The following is a 13,303-nucleotide window of genomic DNA, read 5'->3' on the forward strand; positions in this document are numbered from 1 at the left end:
TTAATGCAATGGTCGTACGAAAACTGAGCACCACCCGCAGCATCCTTCTTTTTGAAGGTGCCGACAAGGCGGCGTATTGGCGACGTTTTGCAATGTTGCTGACGCTGTCGGTCGTGATTGCCACCATGGGTTTGCTGCGCAACTCAGGCGCTGTCGTGATCGCGGCCATGCTTGTGGCGCCGCTGATGACCCCGATCCTCGGGGTGGCCGCCGCGATGGTCATGGGATGGTTGAAACGCGCGGTGACGCTGGCGCTTACGGTTTGCCTGGCTGCCATTGTCTGCGTGATGATGGCATGGTTTCTGGTCTATGTCGCAGATGTTCCCCGTGGCATTTTGATCCCCGACCAGGTCCTGGCGCGCACCGATCCCGGCACCGAAGACCTGATCGTCGCGCTCGCTGCCGGTGTGGCCGGGGCCTATGTTCAGATCAACAAGTCCGAATTGAGCCTTCTACCCGGCGCGGCCATCGGTGTTTCGCTTGTTCCCCCGCTGTCGGCCTCGGGCATTCTTTTATATTTTGACGAACCCGCCGAGGCCTATGAGGCAGGGCTGCTTTTCGCAACGAACCTTGGCGCGATCATTCTGTCAGCCTGCGCGGTTTATCTTGTCTATGCCGCGCGCTCCGTGGTTTTCAGCAAGGGAAAGCGCAAACTGAACTTTACCGCCAGCGTCTTTGTCGCGATCGCGTTTCTGGTCGTCGTCGTCCTGCAGCTTGGGAAGTCCACCTACAACCGTTATCTGGAAACGCGGACCGAGGCGCAACTGGCCGAGTCCATTCGTGCATGGGCCGATCCGGTTTCCGTGGAAATCATCCGCATCGACGTCAACGCTCAGCGCAAGCGGGCCGAGGTTTGGCTGATCGTCGATCTGCCGGCCGAAGCGCAGTTCAAGGTTTCTTCCATTGCCGGTTTGCTGCCACCCAAGCTGCGTGAGACCCCTCTGGTCGGGGTGTTGGAGGAGGAACTAGGACCCGGATACTTGGCCATTATCCGGTATCAGCCGCGTATCGGGGCCCAGATCATCCTGGGAACGGAAAACGTTCAGCAGGCCCCGGATGTCACGAAAATTACCGAAGACGAGTAGCAGATTCACCCATTCCTTGGCGCAAACGGGAATGCGGGATGGTGTTCGGGCCCAAGCTTTGCCATAGCTGTCGCCAGCGCGATATCAGACCCAGAGGCACCCATGACCCAGATCGTTTCCTCGCTTTCCGAGATCTCGGACCGTTACAAGGCATTGTTCGTCGACCTTTGGGGCTGTGTTCACAACGGCATCACGGCCTACCCCGAGGCGGTCGAAGCGCTGAAGGCCTATCGCGCCAAGGGTGGACTGGTGGTCTTGGTCACGAACTCTCCCAAACCTCGCGCCGGGGTGGCAGAGCAGCTCGTGCAATTCAACGTCCCTGCCGACGCGTATGACACCATCGCCACCAGCGGGGATTCCGCGCGATCTGCGATGTTCCGGGGTGCTGTGGGGCACAAGGTTTACTTCATGGGCGAGTGGCAGCGCGATGCGGGCTTTTTCGAACCGCTGAAACTGCTGGATCACCCCATCCATATCGAGCGTGTGCCGCTGAAGGAAGCCGAGGGTATTGTCTGCTGCGGTCCGTTCGACCCGATGGCCGACCCGGATGTGAACCGGCCGGATTTCCTGTACGCCAAGCAGATGGGGATGAAACTGCTTTGTGCGAACCCTGATATTGTCGTGGACCGCGGCGAGGTGCGCGAATGGTGCGCCGGTGCTTTGGCCAGTCTGTACACCGAAATGGGCGGCGAGAGCCTGTATTTCGGCAAACCGCATCCCCCGATCTATGATCTGGCCCGCCGCAGGTTGCAGGAACTGGGGTACGACATCCCCGACAGCGACATTCTGGTGATCGGCGACGGCCCCCACACGGACATTCTGGGCGGCATGGGAGAGGGCATTGATTCTCTGTTCATCTCGGGCGGATTGGCCGCGGCAGAAACAAAAACGTCGCATCATCCGCACCACGAATCTCTAACCGCCTATATTGAAAGGGAAAAGATCAATCCAACCTACACGATCGGGCGCTTGAGGTAATAAGAAAAGACTTGATTTTCTGCAACTGCGAAGTAATAAAGTTGCCAACCTTGGCCAAATGATGGTTTTTTCTTTCACGGCCGATTTCGAGTGAGGGCAACATGTTGGACAATCTTCCGCGCGGAACGATCTGTATCGAAGACATCGAAATGGGCATGTCCCGCCACCTGCGCAAAGTGGTGACGGATGAAGATATCGAAATGTTCGCGCAGGTCTCAACCGACCGGAATCCGGTGCATCTGGACGACGACTATGCCCGCGATACGATCTTCGAAGGCCGTATTGCCCACGGAATGCTGACGGCGGGTCTGATCTCGGCCGTGATTGGTGAACAACTGCCGGGTCATGGCACCGTTTACATGGGTCAGTCACTGAAGTTCCTGGCACCTGTGCGTCCGGGTGACATGGTCTATGCCGAGGTGAAAGTGATCGACATCGATTTTGCCAAGCGCCGCGTCAAGCTGGACTGCCATTGTTCGGTCGAGGGCAAGAAGGTCCTGATCGGCGAAGCGATGGTGCTTGCCCCGTCGCGCAAGTTCGACTGACTGGCAAACACAGTCTCGCAAAAGGCGCCGGACCGGCGCCTTTTTTGTTTGGGCACTCAAATGCACACAAGGTCGTCAGGAAGAACGGGTTCTTTTTCGCCCTTTCAGCGCACCTGATTCCAGAATGATTTCCGACACTACGTGTTCACGTCTGTAGGCCATCACGTGAACCCCGGAAACACCGGCGATGTCCCGGATCTGCTGGATCAGTTCGATACAGATCTTCTTGCCCTCTTCCGCGGGCTTTTCGGCCTTTTCCATCCGCTCGATGACATGATCCGGGATGTGAATTCCGGGCACATTGCTGCGCATCCAGCGTGCCGCGCGTGCCGAAGCGATTGGGCCGACACCCGCGATGATGAATACTTTTTCGTCCAGACCGGCATCCCGAACCCGGTCCATGAACCTTTCAAAGAGCGGAATGTCGTAGATATAGTTGGTCTGAATAAACTCGGCCCCCGCCTCGACCTTCTTTGCAAGACGTTCCGGGCGCCAGTCATAGGGCGGTATACAGGGGTTTTCCGCTGCACCCAAAAACAGTTGAGGGGGGCGCGTGATCTTGCGGCCGGAAAGAAACTTTCCCTGATCGCGCATCGTTCGGATCGTCCGCAGCAAGGTCAGGGAATCAAAGTCAAACACAGGTTTTGCGCCCGGTTGATCCCCAACCCCGACACCGTCGCCCGTCAGGCACAGCACGTTGCTGACGCCCAGCGCAGCAGCCCCCAGAACATCCCCCTGAATGGCGATCCGGTTCCGGTCTCGGCAGGAAATCTGATAGACCGGAGAATACCCTGCGCGGGTCAACAACGCACAGATCCCTATCGAAGACATGTGGCAGTTGGCACCAGACGCATCGGTTGCATTGATCGCATCCGCCACTTCGCCCAGCGGCTGTGCCGCCTGAAACACATCCTCGGGGTCAGCACTGTCTGGCGGGTTAAGTTCAGCAGTCACCGCAAAGCGACCCGAACGCAGAACTCTTTCCAATCGACTGTGCGAGACATAGCCTTCGGGAACAGGCACATAGCCGATCGGCTCGACCTCGCTGCGATGGGCATCATTCATTTCTTCAGCTCCCGGTTCACCGCGTTGGGGGGTTCTGCAGCCAGAGGTGCCGCAGAGGGTTCGTTTTCACGCGCCTCCGGGAACGCCTGCGCAAGCGTTTCGCGGGCAGCGTCCCGGGCCTCGCGTTCCCGTGCGGCGATCTCGCGGCTGACCCGCAGCCAGGATGATGATCCCTTCAACGTGTGTTCCACGGGCGGAAGAACCTCTTTTATCTTGTTGCCCCCGTGTTGCATGCGGCTGGCGCCGTCCCAGGCCAAAGCCCAGACGCATTTCATATCGGGCTTCACCTCGCAGAACTCACCGGGACGTACACCGCCGCACGGGCCGTTGCGCAGTTGCTTGGGGCAGTTCATCGGGCAAGACATACCCGTCGAAGACAAAACGCATTGTCCGCACATCTTGCAATCAAACAAAAGACTTTTGACGCCTTTTTCGACCAGCGCGATGGGGCGTTCAACGCGGTTGTAGCCGATCTTTGCAAAGACCGGATCCATCGCGACCATGCCCCGTTCGACACATTTGTAAATCCATTCGAACGCACGGGCGTTGCGAATCGCGAACAGTCGCAATCGATACATGGGTCTGCCTCCTGTGCTGGGTTCATTTCAACCTGGCCGGGTCATCGTCCGCCGCCCAGCGTGGTCCGAGGGCCGGAAACCCAGTCTACACCCAGTATTTTTTTTGGATCAAGCAGTTGACCGAATGTTGTACAGCATTCCAGGGATGCCCCGTGTGCAATCATGTCCGGCAAATGGTTTTGGTGTGTTTCGCCAGAACGCGCGCCTTGAACTCAAACTGCCGCTTGAACAAATCGCAACGCAACGCTACGCAATCGCCTATGCACATCATCCGGGATTTCCAGTTTGTCGAGCCAGAAGATCGCGGCGCCAGCGTTGCGATCGGGAATTTTGATGGCGTCCATTTGGGGCACCAGTCGGTGATCGAACTGGCCCGCGACGCGGCCCCGGATGCGCCACTGGGGGTCATGACATTCGAGCCGCATCCACGTGAATACTTTGCGCCGGACTCTCCTCCGTTCCGCCTGATGCGCGGCAATGCGCGGGCGCATCGGCTTGAGAAGCTGGGTGTGGAGAAACTGTACGAGCTGCCGTTCAACGCGGCGCTGGCCGGGCTTTCCCCCGATGAATTCGCGCGCAACGTGATTTGTGACGGTCTGGGTCTGTCCCATGTCGTGGTCGGGGCCGATTTCTGTTTTGGCAAAGGCCGCAGTGGGACGGCGGACGATCTTGTTCGCTTCGGGCAAGAGATGGGATTTGGCGTGACGATTGCCCCTTTGATGCAGCGGTCGGAAAACGTGGTCTCGTCAACCGCCATCCGAACCGCGTTGAGCGAGGGTCGCCCAAAGGATGCCGCCGCGATGCTGGGCCATTGGCACAGGATCGAAGGCGAGGTGATCGGGGGCGAGCAGCGCGGGAGGGAGCTGGGTTTCCCAACCGCGAACATGTCCATCGAAGGGCTCCACCCGCCCAAGTTCGGTGTCTACGCCGTATTGGTCGACGTGCTGGATGGCCCTCATAAGGGCAGTTATAACGGCGCGGCCTCGGTTGGGGTGCGCCCGATGTTCCATGGCGAAGTGCCAAATATCGAAACCTTCCTGTTCGACTTTTCCGGCGACCTGTACGGGGCGACCTTGTCGGTGGGGCTGATCGAATTCCTGCGCCCTGAAATGACATTTAAGGGGCTGGATGGTCTGATCGCGCAGATGAATGCCGATTGTGAACAGGCCCGGGGCATTCTGGCCGCCCTATGAGCGCTGATCCGATTGAACGCACCGGCCTGCCCGCCCGGTTCTGGGAACGCAAACCCCTGCGCAAGATGAACCAGCGCGAATGGGAAGCTTTGTGCGACGGTTGCGGCAAATGTTGCCTGAACAAGTTGGAGGATGAGGACAGCGGCGAGGTTGCCCTGACCTGCGTCGCCTGCCGCTTGCTGGATGATGAATCCTGCCGTTGCACGCAGTACGAAATCAGGCATCAGTTTGTTCCGGAATGCATTGTAATGACGCCGGACAACATAGATGAACACGCCTACTGGCTGCCCCAAACCTGCGCCTATCGCCTGCTTTGGGAAGGCAAACCGCTTTACGACTGGCACCCATTGTTGTCTGGTACGCCGGAAACCGTGCACGCCGCAGGCGTGTCGGTCCGAGGACGCACGGTGTCCGAGTTCGAAACCCCCATGGAAGAGTGGGAAGACTACATTATCGAGGAGCCTAGCTGATGTATTTTGCATCTGACAATTCCGGGCCGGTTCACCCTCAGGTCATGGCCAAACTGGCCGAGGCCAATCAGGGCTATCAGATGGCCTATGGCGCCGACACGATGATGAACGAGGTGCGTGACCGCATTCGCAGCATCTTTGAAGCTCCGGGGGCGGCCGTCTATCTGGTGGCGACGGGGACAGCGGCAAATTCTCTGGCTCTTGCCACATTGTCCAACCCTTGGGAAACGATCTTCTGCTCTCCGGTTGCCCATATTCACGAAGACGAGTGCAACGCGCCCGAGTTTTACACCGGGGCCAAGCTGACCCTTGTTCCCGGCGGTGACAAGATGGCGCCGGACGCGCTGCGCGGGTCCATCTTGGGCGAAGAAACCCGTGGTGTTCACGGGCCGCAGCGCGGGCCGGTGTCGATCACCCAGGTCACCGAGCGCGGATCGGTCTATTCGCTGGAAGAGTTGCAGGCGTTGTGCGGGGTCGCAAAGGAATATGGCTTGCCCGTCCATCTGGATGGGGCCCGGTTCAGCAATGCCCTGGTGGCCCTGAATTGCTCTCCGGCTGACATGACATGGAAAGCCGGGGTGGATGCAGTCAGCTTCGGTGGTACCAAAAACGGCCTGATGGGCGTCGAGGCCGTGGTGTTCTTTGACGAGAGCAAGGCCTGGGAATTCGAGCTGCGGCGCAAACGCGGGGCGCATCTGTTTTCCAAGCATCGCTACCTGTCCGCTCAGATGGCGGCCTATCTTGAGGATGATCTGTGGCTGAAGCTGGCGCGTCAGGCCAATGCAAACTGTGCCCGGCTGGCCGATGGCTTGCGTGCAAAAGGGGCCGAGTTCCTGCACGAACCACAGGCCAATATGATCTTTGCCGCTTTTTCACGCGCAAAGCACAAACAGCTGCATGAGGCCGGGGCAATCTACCACCTTTGGGGGGCCGAGCTTGAAGGTGACGATGACGATGAAAGCCTTGCGTGCAGACTGGTCTGCGACTGGTCGATCGGAACAGCCGAGATCGATCAGTTTCTCAACCTGTTGTAACACCCGTCCCGTGGCCAGCTTTCCAGAGCGCCTGAAGCAGCGCGCTGGTTTCACGAGGGTGCGAAATGGGCAGCATGTGCCCCGCACCTTGAACGACCTCATGGCGTGCGTTCGGCAGACGGCGCTGCAATCCTTTACAGATTGCGGGGATCGTCGGGTGGGTCTTTGATCCGCTCAGCAACAGGGTTGGCATCGATACGCGCTTACATCTGTCGGGGTCAAGCAACCCTTCCCGGTCATCGTACAGAACGGGATAAGACGCGGGAACAACATGAATCCCACGTACCATGCTGGCGCGCGTCCGCTCTGGCAGGTCAGGCCATTTGGGGCTGATGCCAGAGCTCCACATCCGGTTGAACAACCGCGCGGCCAGCGCTTCGTCGCCTGCTTGGAACGCTGCTTCAATCGGCTGGGACTCTCGCAGGTGCTGATCGTAGAAACCGGGCGCGTCCTGTTTTGCCACCGCAAAGAACACAGGCTCAATCAGGGTCAAACTTCGAATACGGTCCGGGTGCTCGATGGCCAGTCTGAGCGCAACGATCGCCCCAAAGGAATGGCCGACCAGATCCGTGGGCTCGGTCAATTCGACCGCCGCCAGCTCTGTCACAGCGTCAAAGAAATCGCTTTGACCGTCCCAATCCGGACTGCGCCCATGAGACAGCATGTCCGGTGCAACAAGACACACGCTGCCATCCAATGCCTTGGCCAGACCGGACCACGCGCCGGAATGTGCAATGGTGCAATGAAGGGCAAGCAAATTGCGCCCTCCGTCACCCAATCGTCTCACGAAACCGGATTGCATCGCCGTCGGGGCTGTCATCCATCGATCTCGGACAGATGCCGATCCAGATCATCCAGGCGATCCTGCCCCCAGAAGCGTTGACCATCCGGCGTGATGTAGAACGGCGCGCCGAACACGCCGCGATCCACGGCTTCTTCCAGATTGGCGGCATAGGTTTCGGCCCCGACCAGCAGACCGCTGTTGGCCAGTTCCGGGTCAAACCCGGCATTTGCCAGGCAGTCCCAGATCACATCATCCTGAGCGACGTCCTTTTCTTCGGCCCAGCAGGCGCGCAGTATCAACTGGCACAACTTGCCCACGTCGCCCGAACCATCCTTGATCGCGGCGATGATCGCATAGGAAGACGGCGCCATGTTGGTCGGCCAGTGCGCCGGTTGCAGGTTGAACTCCATCCCCAGATTCTTCGATTGGCGCAGCAACTCTTGAGCGCGGTATTCGATGCGCGATACATGACGGTCTTTCGGCGGCGTGCCCCCGGTACGTGCGAACAGGGCCATGATGTCCAGCGGCTTGTAGTTAATCGTTGCGTCGTGTTTCGCCGCAATCTCTTCCAGCCGGTTCCCCGCAAGATAGCTGTAGGGCGAAATTGTCGCAAAAAAGTAGTCAATCCGGGTCATGTTCACTTTCTCCGCTGCGTTACCTTTGCGGGACGGTAAGGCCATGCTAAGCGGTGTCAACATCACGAATCTGTCACATTGCCATTGCTGCCCGGGGACCTCAGCCGATGCCGACACTTCACGAACCCAAGCTTATCGCTGGGAACGCCAACCTTCCACTTGCCAAAACCATCGCCCGTCGCATGAGCCTGTATCGCGGTGTCGACCAGGGATTGGTCGATGCACGCGTCGAACGGTTCAACGATGGCGAGATCTTCGTCGAAGTGTTCGAGAACGTACGCGGCGAGGATATGTTCATTATCCAGCCGACCTCGAACCCGGCCAACGACAACCTGATGGAGCTGCTGATCATCGCCGACGCACTGCGCCGCTCGTCGGCGCAACGGATCACGGCCGTGATCCCCTATTTCGGCTATGCCCGCCAGGATCGCCGCACCAAGGCCCGCACGCCCATCAGCGCCAAGCTGGTGGCCAATATGCTGACCGGCGCAGGGATCGAGCGGATTCTGACGATGGATCTTCATGCCGCGCAGATTCAGGGGTTTTTCGATATGCCCGTCGACAATCTGTACGCCTCGCCGATCTTTGCGCTGGATGTCAAAAACCAGTTCAAGGACAATCTGGATGAGATCATGGTGGTTTCACCCGACGTGGGCGGCGTGGCGCGCGCGCGTGAACTGGCCAAGCGCATCAACGCCCCCTTGTCGATCGTTGACAAGCGGCGCGAGAAAGCAGGCGAAGTCGCTGAAATGACCGTTATCGGAGATGTGAAGGACAAGATCTGCCTGATCGTCGACGATATGTGTGACACCGCCGGAACACTTTGCAAGGCCGCGCAGGTCCTGTTGGACAATGGCGCCAAGGAAGTTCATTCGTACATCACGCATGGTGTCATGAGCGGCCCCGCGGTCGAGCGGGTGACGAACTCGGTTATGAAGTCGCTGGTGTTGACCGACACGATCCAGCCGACCAAAGAGATTTTGAAGGCAAAGAACATCCGCATCGTTCCGACTGCGCCGATCTTCACCCAGGCGATCCTGAACATCTGGAACGGAACCAGTGTGTCTTCGCTGTTCGAAGACAAGACGCTGACCCCAATCTACGAATCCATGTATCAGATGGATTGAGCAACAGGGGCGGCCAAACATGTCGCCCCCTGATATCTGAAATACCGATTGCGCGGATATCTGACCATGGGGCGCGATCGGCGACACAAGTGGAATCACCTCCATGACTGCCAACAAACGTATTGTTCTTTCCAGCGATCACGCGGCGATCGAGCTGCGCCAGTCCGTGGCCAACCACATCGCACAGCAAGGTTGGGACGTGGTTGATATCGGCCCGACAACCCCGGAAAGCACCCATTACCCCAAGCACGGCAAGGCCGCAGCGCAGGCCGTTGCCTCGGGCGATTGCAGCTTGGGTATCGTCCTCTGCGGCACTGGGCAGGGTATCATGATGGCTGCGAACAAAGTGCCCGGCATTCGCTGTGGCGTTTGTTCCGACGCATTCTCGGCCCGCATGATCCGCCAGCACAACAACGCCAACATGCTGTCGATTGGCGCGCGGGTTGTCGGTGAGGGTCTGGCGCTGGACATCGTTGACGCGTTTCTGAATGCCGAATTCGAAGGCGGCCGCCACGCCACACGCGTGGACATGATCGAAGCGCAGGACGACTGAACCCAATCAGTCGTTCAAACGCCTGAAAACATGGCGAACCCGGATCAGGAAATATTCCAGTCGTCCGGGTGTGCCACCTCTCCTATCGCGGTCCAGCTTGCCCGGATGCGGGCAATCCGAGTGTCGGACCAGGTCCGGAATACTGCGTCAAAACCCTCGGCAGTGATATGTTCGGCCTGAACCTCTGCGCGCAGCGCCGAGGACGTGTCGACATCCCACAGCGAGATCCCGATCTGCACCATAGGCGGGGTCCGAAATGCTTCTTTGAACCGAATGTTTGCGCGGCGTTCACGCGGCCCCTGCCCGGTCCACATATCGCCGCCTTCGGCAAACTCCGAGAACAGGACATTTTCACCCTGCTCAATTCCAATGGGATGGGTTAGAAACTTTTTCATCTTATCATCATTATTCTTGAATTCCCGCAACTTACCCCGGCATTTCGGCAAAAGCACGACAAAAAAACGGCCCCGCAATTGCGAGGCCGCTCAAATTTTTCACTAGTGGGCCCGTTACAGGCTCATATGCGTTCCAAGCGCTTCCATGTCGGCCAGCAGCTTGGCTGCATCGTCGACAATGGTCTGTTCGCCGTTTTCCTTCGCCACTTCGTGCGAGGCGCGTGCCTCGGCGATCAGCTCGTCCAGATGCGCGCGGGTTACTTCCGCCACCGGGATGGCCTTTTCGGCCAGAACCGACAGGCTGTCGCCGTTGATCTGGGCAAACCCGCCGGTGACCAGGTATTCGCTGGACCCTTCGGGTGCCTCGACCTTGAGCAGACCGGGGCGCAGCGTGGTGATGGTGGGGGCATGATCGGGCATCGCCGTCATGTCCCCGTCCGCGCCGGGAATCTGGACCGCGCTCGCCTGAAGCGAAGCAAGGCTCCGCTCGGGGCTGACGAGGTCGAATTGCATCGTGTTTGCCATCAGGGATACTCCTTAGGCGGCTTCTGCGGCCATCTTCTCCGCTTTGGCGATCACTTCGTCGATGCCACCAACCATCAGGAAGGCCGCTTCGGGCAGGTGATCGTATTCGCCGGCCACAACGGCCTTGAACGACGCGATGGTCACATCCAGAGGAACCTGAACGCCGGGCGAACCGGTGAAGACTTCGGCCACGTCGAACGGCTGCGACAGGAAGCGTTCGATCTTACGGGCACGGGCCACGGTCAGTTTGTCCTCTTCCGACAGTTCGTCCATGCCAAGGATGGCGATGATGTCCTGTAGCGACTTGTAGCGCTGGAGGATCTGCTGAACGTCGGTCGCAACCTTGTAGTGCTCTTCACCAACGATGGCCGGGTCAAGCAGACGCGAGGTCGAGTCGAGCGGGTCAACCGCCGGGTAGATACCCTTTTCCGAGATCGCACGGTTGAGAACGGTGGTCGCGTCGAGGTGCGCAAACGAGGTTGCCGGCGCAGGGTCGGTCAGGTCGTCCGCGGGCACGTAGATCGCCTGAACAGACGTGATCGAGCCCGACTTGGTCGAGGTGATGCGTTCCTGCAGAGCGCCCATGTCCGTGGCCAGTGTTGGCTGGTAGCCCACGGCCGAAGGAATACGACCTAGCAGAGCCGACACCTCGGAACCCGCCTGCGTAAAGCGGAAGATGTTGTCGACGAAGAACAGAACGTCGGTACCGGACTGGTCACGGAACTGTTCCGCCAGGGTCAGACCGGTCAGAGCGACACGTGCACGCGCACCCGGAGGCTCGTTCATCTGACCGTACACCAGGGCCACTTGGCTTTCCGACAGGTTGTCGGGCTTGATCACGTTCGATTCGATCATCTCGTGGTACAGGTCGTTCCCTTCACGGGTCCGTTCACCAACACCCGCGAACACCGAGAAGCCCGAGTGCACTTTTGCGATGTTGTTGATCAGTTCCATGATCAGAACGGTTTTACCAACGCCGGCACCGCCGAACAGGCCGATCTTACCGCCTTTGGCGTAGGGGGCCAGCAGGTCAACAACCTTGATGCCGGTCACCAGAATTTCCGACTCGGTCGACTGTTCGTCGAACTCGGGCGCGGGCTGGTGAATGGCGCGGGTTTCGGTGGCTTCGACCGGGCCCTTTTCGTCGATCGGTTCGCCGACCACGTTCAGGATGCGGCCCAGGGTGGCGTTGCCGACCGGAACCGAGATCGGTGCGCCGGTGTCGGTCACGGCCTCGCCGCGGACCAGACCTTCGGTCGCGTCCATCGCGATGGTGCGGACAGTGTTTTCACCCAGGTGCTGAGCAACTTCCAACACCAGGCGCTTGCCGTTGTTGGTGGTTTCCAGCGCGTTCAGAATTTCAGGCAGCTGATCTTCGAAGTGCACGTCGACGACGGCCCCGATGATCTGTGTGACTTTGCCTTTTGCATTCGCCATGTTTCGTCTCCGGTTTTCTTACAGCGCTTCGGCGCCGGAAATAATTTCAATCAGCTCGTTGGTGATCACGGCCTGACGCGAGCGGTTGAACTGGATCGTCAGCTTGTCGATCATCTCACCCGCGTTGCGTGTCGCGTTGTCCATCGCGGACATCCGTGCACCCTGTTCAGACGCTCCGTTTTCGAGCAGAGCCGAGAAGATCGCAGTCGCAACCCCCTTGGGCAGCAGGTCGGCCAGAATGGCTTCTTCGCTGGGCTCGTAATCGAAGATGGCACCGCTGTCGTCACCCGCCGCTTCGCCCTCGAACGAGGCGGGGATGACCTGCTGCGCCGTCGGGATCTGGGTCACGACGTTGACGAACTTCGAGTAGAAGATCGTGGCAACGTCGAACTCACCCGCGTCAAAGCGAGACAGGACGTCCTTGGCGATGTCTTGCGCGTTGTTGTACCCAATGCGCTTGACCTCGCTCAGGTCGATATGTCCAACGAACAGATCGCCAAAATCACGCTTCAGCGCGTCGCGGCCCTTCTTGCCGACAGTCAGAACCTTGACCGTCTTGCCTTTCAGGCGCAGCTCTTCCGCCTTTTGGCGGGCCAGCTTGGCTATGTTCGAGTTGAAGCCGCCGCAGAGGCCGCGTTCAGCTGTCATGACAACCAGCAGATGGACATCGTCACTGCCCGTACCACGGAGCAGCTTGGGGGCGCTGTCGCTGCCCCCGACCGAAGCCGCCAGCCCTGCCATCACGGCATTAAACCGTTCGGCATAGGGGCGCGAGGCTTCGGCAGATTCCTGGGCACGGCGCAGTTTTGCAGCCGCGACCATCTGCATGGCCTTGGTGATCTTGCGGGTCGATTTGACCGACTCGATCCTGTTTTTAAGGTCCTTAAGATTTGGCATAT

General features: G+C 59.1%; 16 protein-coding genes. 8 read left to right on the plus strand and 8 right to left on the minus strand.

The genetic code is table 11. The annotated features are described in order from the left end of the window. Nucleotides 1-8: 8 nt before the first annotated feature. The 3 genes from I9185_RS08175 (at nucleotide 9) to I9185_RS08185 (ending at nucleotide 2,608) form a co-directional block, all read left to right on the plus strand. On the plus strand, nucleotides 9-1,085 hold the full coding sequence (locus I9185_RS08175) for a DUF389 domain-containing protein (protein ID WP_171634479.1): 1,077 nt from the start codon (nucleotides 9-11) through the stop codon (nucleotides 1,083-1,085). Between the two features lie 102 nt (nucleotides 1,086-1,187). Then, nucleotides 1,188-2,063, plus strand: coding sequence for a TIGR01459 family HAD-type hydrolase (locus I9185_RS08180; RefSeq protein ID WP_210092743.1), 876 nt, complete (start codon nucleotides 1,188-1,190; stop codon nucleotides 2,061-2,063). A gap of 101 nt (nucleotides 2,064-2,164) precedes the next feature. Next, nucleotides 2,165-2,608 (plus strand): MaoC family dehydratase, encoded by a 444-nt coding sequence (locus I9185_RS08185; protein WP_117872517.1) that lies wholly within the window; start codon nucleotides 2,165-2,167, stop codon nucleotides 2,606-2,608. Nucleotides 2,609-2,683: 75 nt separating this feature from the next. On the opposite strand, the gene I9185_RS08190 is transcribed toward I9185_RS08185, so the two are convergent. Next, nucleotides 2,684-3,673, minus strand: coding sequence for a methylenetetrahydrofolate reductase (locus I9185_RS08190; RefSeq protein ID WP_152459000.1), 990 nt, complete (start codon nucleotides 3,671-3,673; stop codon nucleotides 2,684-2,686). Then, nucleotides 3,670-4,251 carry a methylenetetrahydrofolate reductase C-terminal domain-containing protein gene (locus I9185_RS08195; RefSeq protein ID WP_171634484.1) on the minus strand — a complete coding sequence of 194 codons (582 nt, stop codon included), beginning with the start codon at nucleotides 4,249-4,251 and terminating at the stop codon, nucleotides 3,670-3,672. Before I9185_RS08195 ends, I9185_RS08190 begins: the two co-directional genes overlap by 4 nt. A 260-nt stretch (nucleotides 4,252-4,511) precedes the next feature. On the opposite strand from I9185_RS08195, the gene I9185_RS08200 reads away from it, so the two are divergent. From I9185_RS08200 to I9185_RS08210, 3 genes are read left to right on the plus strand one after another with little or no spacing between them, the layout of a single operon-like run. Further along, nucleotides 4,512-5,444 (plus strand): bifunctional riboflavin kinase/FAD synthetase, encoded by a 933-nt coding sequence (locus tag I9185_RS08200; protein WP_210092744.1) that lies wholly within the window; start codon nucleotides 4,512-4,514, stop codon nucleotides 5,442-5,444. Beyond that, nucleotides 5,441-5,914 (plus strand): YcgN family cysteine cluster protein, encoded by a 474-nt coding sequence (locus I9185_RS08205; protein WP_210092745.1) that lies wholly within the window; start codon nucleotides 5,441-5,443, stop codon nucleotides 5,912-5,914. The genes I9185_RS08200 and I9185_RS08205 overlap by 4 nt, the downstream gene beginning before the upstream one ends. Next, entirely contained in the window at nucleotides 5,914-6,948 is a 1,035-nt protein-coding gene (locus tag I9185_RS08210; RefSeq protein ID WP_210092746.1) for a beta-eliminating lyase-related protein, read from the plus strand. Before I9185_RS08205 ends, I9185_RS08210 begins: the two co-directional genes overlap by 1 nt. Here the strand turns inward: I9185_RS08210 and I9185_RS08215 are convergent. Further along, entirely contained in the window at nucleotides 6,935-7,768 is an 834-nt protein-coding gene (locus tag I9185_RS08215) for an alpha/beta hydrolase (RefSeq protein ID WP_210092747.1), read from the minus strand. The two genes, I9185_RS08210 and I9185_RS08215, sit on opposite strands and share 14 nt — an antisense overlap. Then, the gene (locus tag I9185_RS08220) at nucleotides 7,765-8,367 is read right to left on the minus strand and encodes a 2-hydroxychromene-2-carboxylate isomerase (protein ID WP_210092748.1); all 603 of its coding nucleotides are present in this window, start codon (nucleotides 8,365-8,367) and stop codon (nucleotides 7,765-7,767) included. Before I9185_RS08220 ends, I9185_RS08215 begins: the two co-directional genes overlap by 4 nt. A 107-nt stretch (nucleotides 8,368-8,474) precedes the next feature. Between I9185_RS08220 and I9185_RS08225 the strand changes: the two genes are divergently transcribed. Together I9185_RS08225 and rpiB are read left to right on the plus strand one after the other, a co-directional pair. Further along, nucleotides 8,475-9,494, plus strand: a complete 1,020-nt coding sequence (locus I9185_RS08225) for a ribose-phosphate pyrophosphokinase (RefSeq protein ID WP_117872500.1) — start codon at nucleotides 8,475-8,477, stop codon at nucleotides 9,492-9,494. A 103-nt stretch (nucleotides 9,495-9,597) separates the two neighbouring features. Then, nucleotides 9,598-10,047 carry a ribose 5-phosphate isomerase B gene (gene rpiB / locus I9185_RS08230; RefSeq protein WP_171634498.1) on the plus strand — a complete coding sequence of 150 codons (450 nt, stop codon included), beginning with the start codon at nucleotides 9,598-9,600 and terminating at the stop codon, nucleotides 10,045-10,047. A 44-nt stretch (nucleotides 10,048-10,091) separates the two neighbouring features. On the opposite strand, the gene I9185_RS08235 is transcribed toward rpiB, so the two are convergent. The 4 genes from I9185_RS08235 to I9185_RS08250 form a co-directional block, all read right to left on the minus strand. Next, a complete protein-coding gene (locus I9185_RS08235; RefSeq protein ID WP_171634501.1) occupies nucleotides 10,092-10,442 on the minus strand; it encodes an H-type lectin domain-containing protein in 351 nt (116 codons plus the stop codon). 114 nt (nucleotides 10,443-10,556) lie between these two features. Further along, the gene (locus tag I9185_RS08240) at nucleotides 10,557-10,967 is read right to left on the minus strand and encodes a F0F1 ATP synthase subunit epsilon (RefSeq protein ID WP_171168948.1); all 411 of its coding nucleotides are present in this window, start codon (nucleotides 10,965-10,967) and stop codon (nucleotides 10,557-10,559) included. 12 nt (nucleotides 10,968-10,979) lie between these two features. Next, nucleotides 10,980-12,404 carry a F0F1 ATP synthase subunit beta gene (gene atpD, locus I9185_RS08245; RefSeq protein WP_152459011.1) on the minus strand — a complete coding sequence of 475 codons (1,425 nt, stop codon included), beginning with the start codon at nucleotides 12,402-12,404 and terminating at the stop codon, nucleotides 10,980-10,982. A gap of 18 nt (nucleotides 12,405-12,422) precedes the next feature. Then, on the minus strand, nucleotides 12,423-13,301 hold the full coding sequence (locus I9185_RS08250; protein WP_171634503.1) for a F0F1 ATP synthase subunit gamma: 879 nt from the start codon (nucleotides 13,299-13,301) through the stop codon (nucleotides 12,423-12,425). Nucleotides 13,302-13,303: the final 2 nt, after the last annotated feature.

Origin of the sequence: Ruegeria sp. HKCCSP346 (assembly GCF_017872595.1) — a bacterium.
Taxonomy (GTDB): Bacteria; Pseudomonadota; Alphaproteobacteria; order Rhodobacterales; family Rhodobacteraceae; genus Ruegeria.

Excerpts from the sequence above, each read along its gene's own strand:
- I9185_RS08205 (WP_210092745.1), top strand. The coding sequence starts at position 5,441 with ATGAGCGCTGATCCGATTGAACGCACCGGCCTGCCCGCCCGGTTCTGG.
- I9185_RS08180 (WP_210092743.1), top strand. The coding sequence starts at position 1,188 with ATGACCCAGATCGTTTCCTCGCTTTCCGAGATCTCGGACCGTTACAAG.
- I9185_RS08190 (WP_152459000.1), bottom strand. The coding sequence starts at position 3,673 with ATGAATGATGCCCATCGCAGCGAGGTCGAGCCGATCGGCTATGTGCCT.
- I9185_RS08210 (WP_210092746.1), top strand. The coding sequence starts at position 5,914 with ATGTATTTTGCATCTGACAATTCCGGGCCGGTTCACCCTCAGGTCATG.
- I9185_RS08250 (WP_171634503.1), bottom strand. The coding sequence starts at position 13,301 with ATGCCAAATCTTAAGGACCTTAAAAACAGGATCGAGTCGGTCAAATCG.
- I9185_RS08225 (WP_117872500.1), top strand. The coding sequence starts at position 8,475 with ATGCCGACACTTCACGAACCCAAGCTTATCGCTGGGAACGCCAACCTT.
- I9185_RS08195 (WP_171634484.1), bottom strand. The coding sequence starts at position 4,251 with ATGTATCGATTGCGACTGTTCGCGATTCGCAACGCCCGTGCGTTCGAA.
- I9185_RS08175 (WP_171634479.1), top strand. The coding sequence starts at position 9 with ATGGTCGTACGAAAACTGAGCACCACCCGCAGCATCCTTCTTTTTGAA.
- I9185_RS08220 (WP_210092748.1), bottom strand. The coding sequence starts at position 8,367 with ATGACCCGGATTGACTACTTTTTTGCGACAATTTCGCCCTACAGCTAT.
- I9185_RS08235 (WP_171634501.1), bottom strand. The coding sequence starts at position 10,442 with ATGAAAAAGTTTCTAACCCATCCCATTGGAATTGAGCAGGGTGAAAAT.
- I9185_RS08200 (WP_210092744.1), top strand. The coding sequence starts at position 4,512 with ATGCACATCATCCGGGATTTCCAGTTTGTCGAGCCAGAAGATCGCGGC.
- I9185_RS08240 (WP_171168948.1), bottom strand. The coding sequence starts at position 10,967 with ATGGCAAACACGATGCAATTCGACCTCGTCAGCCCCGAGCGGAGCCTT.
- I9185_RS08185 (WP_117872517.1), top strand. The coding sequence starts at position 2,165 with ATGTTGGACAATCTTCCGCGCGGAACGATCTGTATCGAAGACATCGAA.
- atpD (WP_152459011.1), bottom strand. The coding sequence starts at position 12,404 with ATGGCGAATGCAAAAGGCAAAGTCACACAGATCATCGGGGCCGTCGTC.
- I9185_RS08215 (WP_210092747.1), bottom strand. The coding sequence starts at position 7,768 with ATGACAGCCCCGACGGCGATGCAATCCGGTTTCGTGAGACGATTGGGT.
- rpiB (WP_171634498.1), top strand. The coding sequence starts at position 9,598 with ATGACTGCCAACAAACGTATTGTTCTTTCCAGCGATCACGCGGCGATC.